This window comes from Microcoleus sp. (assembly GCF_049646505.1).
In the GTDB taxonomy this organism is placed as follows: domain Bacteria; phylum Cyanobacteriota; class Cyanobacteriia; order Cyanobacteriales; family Microcoleaceae; genus Microcoleus.
Window position 1 is genome coordinate 1 of record NZ_JBARVX010000466.1, and the last position, 10,506, is coordinate 10,506.

At 45.8% G+C, this 10,506-nt stretch carries 12 protein-coding genes; 6 read left to right on the top strand and 6 right to left on the bottom strand.

Features of this window, described 5'->3' with window-relative positions; translation table 11 throughout:
- Positions 1-278 precede the first annotated feature (278 nt).
- On the bottom strand, positions 279-785 hold the full coding sequence (locus WBA89_RS22380) for a hypothetical protein (RefSeq protein ID WP_424409557.1): 507 nt from the start codon (positions 783-785) through the stop codon (positions 279-281).
- Between the two features lie 31 nt (positions 786-816).
- Between WBA89_RS22380 and WBA89_RS22385 the strand changes: the two genes are divergently transcribed.
- The 3 genes from WBA89_RS22385 (at position 817) to WBA89_RS22395 (ending at position 2,657) form a co-directional block, all read left to right on the top strand.
- On the top strand, positions 817-1,212 hold the full coding sequence (locus tag WBA89_RS22385; RefSeq protein ID WP_424409558.1) for a hypothetical protein: 396 nt from the start codon (positions 817-819) through the stop codon (positions 1,210-1,212).
- Positions 1,202-1,444: a hypothetical protein gene (locus WBA89_RS22390; protein WP_194011923.1), complete on the top strand. Its 243-nt coding sequence runs from the start codon at positions 1,202-1,204 to the stop codon at positions 1,442-1,444. Before WBA89_RS22385 ends, WBA89_RS22390 begins: the two co-directional genes overlap by 11 nt.
- Positions 1,445-1,574: 130 nt before the next feature.
- Positions 1,575-2,657, top strand: coding sequence for an ATP-dependent 6-phosphofructokinase (locus WBA89_RS22395; RefSeq protein WP_424409559.1), 1,083 nt, complete (start codon positions 1,575-1,577; stop codon positions 2,655-2,657).
- A 189-nt stretch (positions 2,658-2,846) separates the two neighbouring features.
- Here WBA89_RS22395 and WBA89_RS22400 read toward each other — a convergent pair whose 3' ends face one another.
- The 4 genes from WBA89_RS22400 to WBA89_RS22415 form a co-directional block, all read right to left on the bottom strand.
- Positions 2,847-3,038 carry a DUF2283 domain-containing protein gene (locus WBA89_RS22400; protein WP_424409560.1) on the bottom strand — a complete coding sequence of 64 codons (192 nt, stop codon included), beginning with the start codon at positions 3,036-3,038 and terminating at the stop codon, positions 2,847-2,849.
- Positions 3,039-3,342: 304 nt separating this feature from the next.
- Complete coding sequence (locus WBA89_RS22405; RefSeq protein ID WP_424409561.1) at positions 3,343-4,755, bottom strand: cytochrome c biogenesis protein; 1,413 nt, start codon at positions 4,753-4,755, stop codon at positions 3,343-3,345.
- Positions 4,756-5,081: 326 nt separating this feature from the next.
- Positions 5,082-5,813 carry a cytochrome c biogenesis protein CcdA gene (locus tag WBA89_RS22410; RefSeq protein WP_424409563.1) on the bottom strand — a complete coding sequence of 244 codons (732 nt, stop codon included), beginning with the start codon at positions 5,811-5,813 and terminating at the stop codon, positions 5,082-5,084.
- Between the two features lie 386 nt (positions 5,814-6,199).
- Complete coding sequence (locus WBA89_RS22415; RefSeq protein ID WP_424409564.1) at positions 6,200-6,916, bottom strand: pentapeptide repeat-containing protein; 717 nt, start codon at positions 6,914-6,916, stop codon at positions 6,200-6,202.
- A gap of 352 nt (positions 6,917-7,268) precedes the next feature.
- Between WBA89_RS22415 and WBA89_RS22420 the strand changes: the two genes are divergently transcribed.
- Positions 7,269-8,024 (top strand): tetratricopeptide repeat protein, encoded by a 756-nt coding sequence (locus WBA89_RS22420; RefSeq protein ID WP_424409565.1) that lies wholly within the window; start codon positions 7,269-7,271, stop codon positions 8,022-8,024.
- An 88-nt stretch (positions 8,025-8,112) separates the two neighbouring features.
- On the opposite strand, the gene WBA89_RS22425 is transcribed toward WBA89_RS22420, so the two are convergent.
- Complete coding sequence (locus WBA89_RS22425; RefSeq protein ID WP_424409566.1) at positions 8,113-9,438, bottom strand: peptidylprolyl isomerase; 1,326 nt, start codon at positions 9,436-9,438, stop codon at positions 8,113-8,115.
- Between the two features lie 241 nt (positions 9,439-9,679).
- On the opposite strand from WBA89_RS22425, the gene WBA89_RS22430 reads away from it, so the two are divergent.
- Together WBA89_RS22430 and WBA89_RS22435 are read left to right on the top strand one after the other, a co-directional pair.
- Positions 9,680-10,231 carry a peroxiredoxin gene (locus tag WBA89_RS22430; RefSeq protein ID WP_424409567.1) on the top strand — a complete coding sequence of 184 codons (552 nt, stop codon included), beginning with the start codon at positions 9,680-9,682 and terminating at the stop codon, positions 10,229-10,231.
- Positions 10,232-10,440: 209 nt separating this feature from the next.
- Positions 10,441-10,506 (top strand): helix-turn-helix domain-containing protein (locus tag WBA89_RS22435; RefSeq protein ID WP_424409568.1); only part of this gene is annotated, 66 nt, incomplete at its 3' end.

A 10,506-nucleotide genomic window follows, 5' to 3' on the forward strand; every position in this document is an offset into this window, starting at 1 on the left:
TCTGCCTGGTAACGCAGATAGGCGAGGCTCTGCCTCCATTTTCGCAGGAGGCTCTTCAAAAGTGACATCGATTCCTAGGCTCTTAGCCTCTTAACCAGTTATTGAAAATGATGCGAGGATTGCTATAGGTTTCAACTGAGATGCTGCACCATTGTCAATAAGCTTTTTATGAACAGGCTTTCCGGCCTGTTCCACAAGAAAATTTACTATTTGTGGAACAGGCATCCTGCCTGTTAAGCGAGAATGGTGCAAAATGTTAGTTTCAATCCAACCTGCTACTATTTCGCGGATTTCTGCGCCTTGTTTTCGGGTTCTACAGATTGCAAAGCTGCGTCGAGAATTTCCCGCGCTTCCTCAGCTTTGCTCCTAGCTTCTCGATAGCGGACGTTAGCTTGGGCGAAGTTTTTGAGAACTTTGAAACCGTCTTTGAGGCGACCAATTTCCTCCGCAGTCACAGTCTCATCTGTAAACAAAATGTCGATCGCCTCCCGGATTTTGAGCGCTTCTTCGCGGGATTCCATGACTTTCAATTTGAGACTTGCCAAATTGCTCAAAATCTGTACGGCTTCAGTAATTGTGTCTTCGCCATCAGATGCGGCATCTTCGATATCCTTAACTTCAACAAACTGCTTGGGCCCAAATCCCTCCACGAGTTCCGTAGGCAGCTTGCCCTCATCCATGAGTTCCATCAGCTTATCCATCGCTTCTTCGCGGGCTTTGGCTGAATCTTTCCCTCTGACAGCTAAAATAATTTCGGGGCTTTGAGGGAGTGTATAGCGAACCATATTTTGACCACGAGTGTGCGACAACAATTGAATGATATTTTATCTTTATTCGATCGCCTGTTGCAGCGATCGATCCGCTCCTTTGCCCACAGCTTGCCCAACTTTGACCCCCCCTAAAATGGATGCAAGCCCCCAATTTAAGTCATGGAGAGAGAAAATTTTTCGCTCAAACTTCAAGATTCCAGATTCAGCGGGAGAGCAAATCTCAAATCTTCAATGCCCCAATCTAAAATCGACTGACATCGTTTCCGGTTGCAAGAGGTCTAATAAAATCGAGTCAACAGCCAACAGTCATCAGTCAACAGGTAGGGGCGGTGCCAAGAGTGCCCGCCCTCAAGCGTCAACAGCCAACAGTCATCAGTCAACAGTCAACAGTCAACAGTTGACACATATACACTCAAAAGGAACTATCGACCGTGAAAGATAAAATTCTTAACTTTATCAACTTGATTCTAGTAGCTGATGTGTTTTTCGTCTTTGCTATTTTTGGGTGGTTTGCGATCGCCGTAGTTGGACGATCGACCGGAGTGAATCTCGGTTTCGATTTATGGTACAGTCTCTGGCAGCCCGTATTTAATCCCGCCCTGGGAATTCTCATGGGCGGTGCAATTCTCAGCGGTATCATCAACCAAGTTTCTAAACGCCTCAATCCCAAGTAAAATTTATGTTGTATTTGAGACGGTGATTTGGGAGGCTAAAGCCGCTAAATTACGTCGCAAATCAGGATTGGACGATCGGGATCTAAAAATATCAACCCATGTTCTGAGTAACAAAAGTCTGGCATAAATTATGGGAGAACAAAAGTGTATCGGCATTCTCACTAGCGGAGGTGACTGTGCAGGCTTAAATGCCGTGATACGAGCCGTTGTGTACCGCGCAACGGCAACATACAATTGGAAAGTAATGGGAATTCGTCAAGCCACCAACGGATTGATGAGTCGTCCCCCTCAAGCAATTCCTTTGAATATTGAGAAAGTAGACTCTTGGCTCACCATTGGCGGTACAATGCTGGGCACGACAAATAAGGGCAACCCTTTTGCTTTCCCGATGGCTGACGGAACTGTGCGCGATCGCTCCGATGATATTATTCAAGGCTATCATCAACTCGGTCTGGATGCCTTAATTGGCATAGGTGGCGATGGCAGTCTCGCTATTCTCAGGAAGATTGCTCTCGAAGGTAATTTGAATTTAGTTGCTATTCCTAAAACTATTGATAATGATGTCGGAGTAACCGAGCGTTCGATCGGTTTTGATACTGCTGTCAATATTGCCACAGAAGCACTAGATCGGTTGCATTTTACTGCAGCAAGTCACAGCCGCGTAATAATTGTTGAAGTCATGGGACGCGATGCCGGACATATTGCAATTAGTGCCGGAATTGCTGGGGGAGCTGATATAATTTTGATTCCCGAAATTCCTTACAAAATTTCCCAAATCTGCGCCAAAATCCAAGAACGTCAAGATCGTGGAAAAACCTACTGTTTAATTGTAGTAGCGGAGGCAGTTCGCACAGAAGCAGGCGAATTAGTAATGCACACAAATCGCTTGGGTCAAAGTCGATTAGGCGGAATCGGTCAGTATTTAGCTGATACAATTTCGGAATGTAGCGGTGCAGAAACCCGCGTCACAGTTTTGGGACACACTCAACGCGGGGGAACGCCTTCTTCGTTAGAAAGATTAATTGCTTCTGCTTTTGGGGTTGCAGCAGTTGATTTAATTGCCGAAGAGAAATACGACTGCATGGTATCTTGGCAGCAGCGAGAAGTTGTCAGCGTTCCATTGGAAGATGCGATTTCCAAATATAGACCGGTAGACTTCAACGGTACTCTGGTTAAAACGGCCCGGGGTTTGGGAATTTGTTTGGGAGATTAGACAATTATTTGTCTTAGTTCTCAAACAGTAGCAAGAAGCAAAGAAACCGGGTTTTTTGGCAATAGAGGGTTTTTGGCTAGTATTTATACCATTTCTCTAAAATCATGCAATACTCTCCGACCCCCCCTAGCCCCCCCGATGCTTTGGGGGGGGACAAGAATACTGTTGCATTATTTTTTGAAATGGGTATTACTTAACTGCTTCAGAAAAAGCTTCTAACGAGATAAATTGTTTGACGTCTAATATTTCGATCAATACCAGTTCTCCACTGCTAGAATAGTGGAGAATCATTTGCCCTTCATCTTCGGCAAATGCGATCGGGCGATCGCAAATTTCGATCAGTATCGCATCTGCATCAGGGCTATATCTAATCTTTTTCATATCTTGACCTCTTACCAGGATAAGCAGTAATTACTAAAATTCTATCTGAATATTCTTGGTAGACCACTCTTAGGACAAGTCCATTCAATCTTTTTTGACCGCTTGCTTATACCGAACTCGGCTATCTAACAGTTTCGGAAATTAAATCTGTTGAAATTGTAACCCCGTGACTTTCGAGAATTTCTATTTTCAGCAAGGCGTGTTGACTAAATTCTATTTTTTTATCCACATTTATTGTTTATTTTATATTTCGTTCGAGCCCAATCTGTAAGGTGCACAGCGTGCACCCTACAGATTGGTGCGGTTAACTTTGACTGGCTAGAGAAGTCGGGGATATCCCACTTTTTCCCTCTGCAGTTTTCGATTCTGCCAACTTGTCCAAAATCTCCACAACTTCTCTTTCAAAAGTCACCTGAGCGCGATTAGTGCGCCCGCCCACGTAGAGTTTGCCGTTTTTCTCCAAAGCCCAAATCTGCGAGTGAGACAAATAGCTCATCAACACGCTGAGCATCAGCAACCCGAAGCCAGTATAGACGAGCGGAATCCCCGGATCAGCCTTAATTTGCAATCCCGTGCTCCCTACAACTTCGTCAATTGCCAACATCACGCCGTTAACTTCTACAGCGGTGCCTGCGCGAACTGTAGTTAATAATTTGCCATCAGTACCGTAGATTAACATCGTTCCTTGCAAGTCTTTTGCTAGCAGAGAAACTCCTGCACTCAAATCTGGTTTTGTCGGAATCCAAGCGCCCCAAATTCTGCCTTGACCTTGAGTGTCTAACTGAGCCATTGGCAGTTGCAAAACCGGGCTTTTGTTGAGGCGGACTCGCACGGCGGCGATCGCCCAATCTGCTTGATAAAAAGTCACTCCCCGATATCTGAGGGGCTCGTTAACGTGAATGGTTTTGCGATCGACCTCTTGGCCTGTTTTGTCCAAAACTGACAGATCCGAGTAAAATTGGTCGATCGCCCCGCTCGGACTATAATCTATCCAGAACCGATTCACGCGCATCGACCAATCCTTCGGTATTTGCGGCCCCGCCCAAGGCCCCGCATCCATAATATTTTGCACCTTAAAAGTTTCACCGCTAGGCACCATTTCTTGACCGAGAAACCCCGTCAGCGAGCCCCACATCGACCCAGCCAAAATAATTAGCATACTCGCGTGAACAATAATCGGCCCGATTTTACCAATGATGCCCTTGCGAGCATAAACTTTTTCACCTTCTCGAAAGATGCGGTAGTTTTTTTGCTGCAAAAGTTGTTCTAACGAAGTTAAAGGAACTGTTTCTAACTCCGCACTCAGAGCTAATTTTTCAAACTGCTTCGGTTCTTCATAAAATTTCCAGCGGCGGGCGGCCTTTAGTGCGGGAAATTGTCTGGTAAAAGTGCAAGCTGTCAAACTGCTGCCGAACAAAATTAGGATTGACAAAAACCACCAAGTGCGGTATACGTGGTCTAACCCTGCAATCAGTACAACTTTCCAAGTTAGGAAGCCGAACAAAGCCGGGTGTTCGGGATAGTTGGATTGGTAAAACTCTACCGATTGGCCTTGTTCTATCACTGTGCCAGAAATGCTAAAAAATGCGATCGCCAGCAACAAAATAATTGCCAGCCGCAAATCTGCCAGCACCGGCAAAATTTCTCGCTTAAAAAACCTTTGAGGCGCCATCGCCCAGCTTGACAGTTTGGATAAAAATACTTCTTTTGATGTCATTGGTAATTATGAAGGAAGAGGGAAGTTCGGCAACGGATTATGTAACGGATGTAACGGATGTAAGTCCGTCGGAAGAAGAACCCCCCCCAAGGGGGGAAGGAAGAAGGCCCTTCGGCTTCGCTCAGGGTAAAAAAAAGGAAGAAGGAAGAAGGAATAAACTGTTTTTATCTAGCAATTATAAATCAATTGTAAAGTCTTTCTTTGTTTTTCCTTCGTGTACTTCGCGTCTTCGCGGTTCGCCAAAAAAAAATCCCTAATTTTGTAATGATTGCTATATCTTTACTCAACAATAACTAAAGTCCTTACTACAAACCTAACTACAAACCTTACGCAGGAAGTATGCGAGAAACCAGCGAGAAAACGCCAAATCCTACTAGCAAAACACCACTGACAGGCGTAATCCAACTAGACCACCGACGCAATTCTAACAACTTTTTAATGCTTGCGGTAAAAGTACCTGCTACAATCAGCGGAGCAACGTAGCCAGCAGCATAAAACAGCAGCAACACGCCACCTAAAACTGTATCTCCCGTTTTGGAAACCCAAGCTAACAGCGTAGCTAAAACCGGGGTGCTGCACGGAGACGCGACTAAACCAAAAGTTAAGCCCAATAAGTACGATCGCACGCCCGCAGGCAAATTTTTGGGAACCCAGCCCGCAGCGTCGAAAGACGGCATTTGCAAGGGTAAAGCTTCCAGCAAATTCAGCCCCATTAAAATCGCGATTATGCTGACAACAATCGGCAAACCCAGACCAATTTTGCCGTAAACTTGGCCGGCAAATGATGCCACAATACCTAAACCCGCAAGGGTTGTCGCCAATCCCAGAGAAAACCATGCCGACTGGGCGGCGGCTTGGAGGCGGCTTTTTGCTTCGTATCCGCCGATGTAGCCGATCGTGATCGGCAACATGGAAAGCATACAGGGCGTTAAGCTCGTTAGCAACCCCGCCAGAAAGATGACTCCGACGCTGACTAAACTGAGATGTGTCAGTTGAGTGTTTACTAAATTATTAGCAAATTGTGCGACTTCGTAAAGTTGGGTTTGCAGGGTTTCCATCAGTCGGTTTTAGATTTTAGATGTTAGATTTTAGATGTTAGATTGACTCTGCAGATAAATCTGGGAGTTCAAACTAAATATCTAATTTTTTTGCTCTGCGCGACAAAAGTCGGGGCTGGTATGCCTAGGCAGGTGAGTTCAGGATCTATTTCAAATTGTAACAGATCGGGGGCGGTTCGGTTTGAGCTCGGAGATTTTAGCGAAATTGACTGGTTGGGAGTTGAAAGGTCGATCGCACCCGGTTTAAATTGATATCTTGACACCATCTCCAACAAGCTGCTGGCAACAGGCGGAACCTATTGCAGTAGAATATAATTCATTAATTGCGAAACAGGTCGAAAAGCCTGTTATTGAGATTGTGCAGTTAGGCAGACTTTAATTTAACTTTACTTTAAATTCAAGCCAACTTCTTCATTAATAGATCCGTCAGGCATGATTGCCCCCGACAGCACCGCACCTCTGAGATTTGTTCCCGTTAAAATAGCGCCTTCTAAATTAGAATTGCTGAGATTTGTGACTTGTTTGGAACCTCTAAAAAAGAAGCTGTGCAAGTCCGCACCTGTCAAATTAGTGTAGGCTAAATTAGCATATTGCAAGTCAGCACCGTGCAGCGTCGCATCAGTTAAATTAGCTTCAGTGAGATTGCTTCCCCAAAGTCGAGAATCTAACAAGTTAGCATCTTGTAAATTGGCGCGGCTCAGATTCGCTAAGGTCAGATTGGCATCCCACAATTTGGTGCGGTTGAGATTAGCTTCTGTCAAATTGGCTCGACTGAGATTCGTACCCAAAATATCAGCATTGGCTAAATTAGCGCCGCTGAGGTCTGCGTGAGAAAGGTCAGCATTTTTTAAGTTAGCACCGGACAAGTTAGCGCCGGACAAATTAGCGCCGCTCAAATTGGCTTCAGTGAGATTACTTCCCCGCAAATCGACAGCGCTCAAATCGCACTGCTTCCACAGAAAGCTGACGCACCAATTATCTTTTAATAGCTGACTCAAATCCTCGGCATTCGCGGCCATAACAGGAGGAGTAAAATAGAGGGTGAACAGGGCGATCGCCAGCACTGCCGCAGCTAAAGTTTTCAACCTCAGAACTCTGTTCATTGACACTAATTTGCACAATAAATTCTTGATGTACAGTCAAAGCATAGCAAATAACCTGCAACTTTCACCGGCAATATTACTTAAAAATCTTAGTGAAATGTCGATCGGGCTTGAGCCTGCACGGGCGATCGCTCCCTCCCTAGAAACCCGGTTGTTTTACAGAACCCTCGCTCCTGTACCCCCTCCCACTCTCCCGATTTAGGCGGTTACAGACGCAATTCTGCCGGAGTTGCGATCGGGATCGCTAACTAAACCCAACTATGCTCACACAAGTCTGTACCCGATCATCACCAAATCTCATCTAACTTATCACCTTCCCAACAGTACGGAGATCACTGTCAGCAGCTCAAATATGGAGGAAAATGAGAGCATACAGTTAAACCCCAGCCCTCCGATGCCTACTATCCCCCTTCCCCCCAGTCAATTAGTTGTCACAACTATTCTCCAGTCGATCGAATCTTGGCGATTCTCTAATGTTGCAGGCAAAGTATTTTCGGGCGAGCAAGCCCAAGCCCGACAACAGGCAATTTTAAAGTTTACCACCAAAAAATTTTATACTCAGGGTTTAAAAAATCTCGAACGACAAGACTTGCACGGTGCGATTAAAAATTTCACTGCCGCAATTAACCTCAATCCGCAATTCGCGCCAGCTTACAACGATCGCGGTGTTGCCCGCTACAAATTAGGTTACAAACAATCTGCTCTCGAAGATTTAACTACTGCGATCGAACTCAATCCTTACCGAGCCAAGTATTACAGCAATCGGGGGTTTGTGCTGACTCGTTTAAAAGATTATAGTGCGGCGATCGCCGATTACAACTCCGCACTAATGCTCAACCCCAATTTATCCCAAGCTTACTTTAACCGAGGCGCGATCCGCCTGCAAATGGAAAATTCCCTGGCAGCACTAGCTGATTTTGAGTCAGCAATTCGTCTCGATCGCGATTTTGCTAAAGCTTATTTCAACCGAGGAGTCACTAGATACAAATTGAGAGAAGTTCAGGGAGCATTTGATGATTTTCAGAAGGCGGCAGGGCTGTTTAATCAGCAGGGGAGAATGGATTATTATCAAGAAGCAGTTTCTAAAATTAGAAAGCTGCGGTATTAGTCAGCAGTCATTACTCATGGGGGAATGGGGAATGGGGAATGGGGAATTGGTAAGGTGCTTGTGGCGCACCCTACACCGATAATTAAAGTTAGCCTATTCTGAAGGCAGCGTCGCCGACAGGCAAGTCATTGGGACGGGAAATAGTAGAAAAATCAATTGCAAAAGTAGCATTTTGAACGGCTGCGGGCGTGGCATTTTGAACGGTGGCCAAAGTAGCCCCGCCAAATTGAATTAAAGTGTTGCTTCCAGATTGAGTAAATGCCAGGTTTGACAAAATGCTACCGCCAATGCCAATGCGATCGCCCTGGGCAGAGATAAAATCAGTAATTGTATCCGTTTCGCCCGCACCTGCGATTAAAACAAAAGTATCTGCACCTGCCCCACCAGTGAGAGTGTCGTTGCCTAAATCTCCCATCAAAATATCGTTGCCATCGCCACCAATTAGAACATCATTTCCTTTGCCACCTCGCAAAAAGTCGTTACCTGCATCGCCATTAATAGTATCGTCGCCGAGATTTCCGTTGATAATATCGCTGCCAACACCGCCGCTAATTAAGTCGTTACCTTTGCCGCCTCTGAGAAAGTCGTCGCCTGCTTCGCCCGTGAGGGTATCATTGCCTTGGGTGCCGTTAATTGCATCATCAATCGGTGAACCGACGATGCGATCGTTTCCGCTACCTCCCAGTACACCGCTGGGGTTTTGCTGAGAGTCTTGGGAAGTGACTTGATAGTTGTTCGGGGCATCAGGCAATCTGAGCGCTCGCAAAGATAGATTTACGAAATTGGTAGTATTAATTAAATTGTTGAGGAAACTAACATCGTTAACGATGCTAGAAACCCGACTGGGGACAATTCCTCCAACGACTTTGGCGCTAGAAATGCGATCGCCCTGCTGCACCGCATTCACCGTTTCAAAACCTTGAACAACGTTGCCAAAAACAGCATAATTGCCGTCCAAAAACGGCAAAGTATCCAAAGCAAAATAGAACTGCGAAGAAGCCGAATTCAAAGCAGTAGCACGAGCCATTGCCACAGCACCTACAGTGTGTTTCAACTGCGGCGCCTGGGTGACAACTTGGTTGTAAACAGGTTGCGCCGCCCCTTGCGGCTTGATTTCCAAAGGAATAAAACGCGCCTGATTGTTATCCGGGTCAACAAAATTACCCGTTCCCAATTGACTTGCTGGAATTGTAGGATCTTTGCTGCGCGGATCGCCTCCTTGTACCACAAAAGGATCGGGCTGGCGCACAACTCGGTGAAACATCACCCCATCGTAGATACCCCGTTCAACTAAATCAACAAAATTGCCAGCGGTAATCGGCGCATTAGTGCCGTCTACTTCGATCGCAACGGGTTGACCGTTAATTACCTGGACTACAATAGCTTTGCCTGTTAACGGAAGTGCAGCGCTCATAAGTAAATTGTGATTTGAGTGAGTGATCTTTGGCTTTTGATACCAAATCCGAGTAGAGTGCCCCCTTTATTGTTTAGTCCGCAGAGGCGGACATCCTTTGCATAATTGCGGTTTCAACCGCCGAATCATCAAAGGGTTGCTAAAGCCGGACTTGGGTTTGAGCAGCAATCCGCGAATTGCCCCTACCCATTTAATCAGAAAACTGTAAACTTGTGTTAAGTACAGTTCTAGTTGTGAATTTATGATTTCCCGCCGCAAGTTTTTTAGCACTTTATTGGCAATTTGTCTAGTCTGTTTGAGTTTTAACTTTGCCGCCCCTGCCTTTGCCCTCGGCGGCAAGCTGCCGGCGGTGAATCAAGCCGCACCGGATTTTAGTTTGCCGACAAACAGTGGCGGGGGACAAGTGTCGCTGTCCGATTATCGCGGTAAGTGGCTGGTAGTCTATTTCTATCCCAAAGATTTTACATCGGGTTGTACGATCGAAGCGCGCCGATTCCAGCAAGACTTGCCGAAATACTTGGCCAAGAACACTCAAATTATCGGCATCAGCGCTGATGATGTCAACTCCCACGCAGAATTTTGCGATTCTGAAGGTTTGAAATTTCCGCTGTTAGCCGATACTGACGGCAATGTGAGTAAAGCTTACGGTTCTTGGATGAGCTTTATCTCGGCGCGGCACAGTTTTATTATTGACCCTGAAGGCATTTTGCGGGAAACTTTTGTCAAGGTTAACCCAACGATTCACTCGCAAGAAGTGTTGGCTCGTTTAGGCGAATTGCAGGCCCAAGGGTAATAGGTGCGGCCCAACCGCAATCAAGTAGGTGCGATCGAGAAAAATCCAAGTCCTGTGCATTTTCCCAGGAATTGCATTTTTCTCGATCGAACGTTATCATGTTTATTTTATCAGAAAATTGGGTCGAAAACCCCGTCCTTCTAGGACGGCTTTATATTTACCAGAGACATACTCGTCACTAAATGTGCTATGGTAGTGAAATGTTAACCATGAATTACCGCTACCGAATCTATCCAACCGTCGCTCAAGCGCAGTCGCTTTTTGAGTGGATGGAT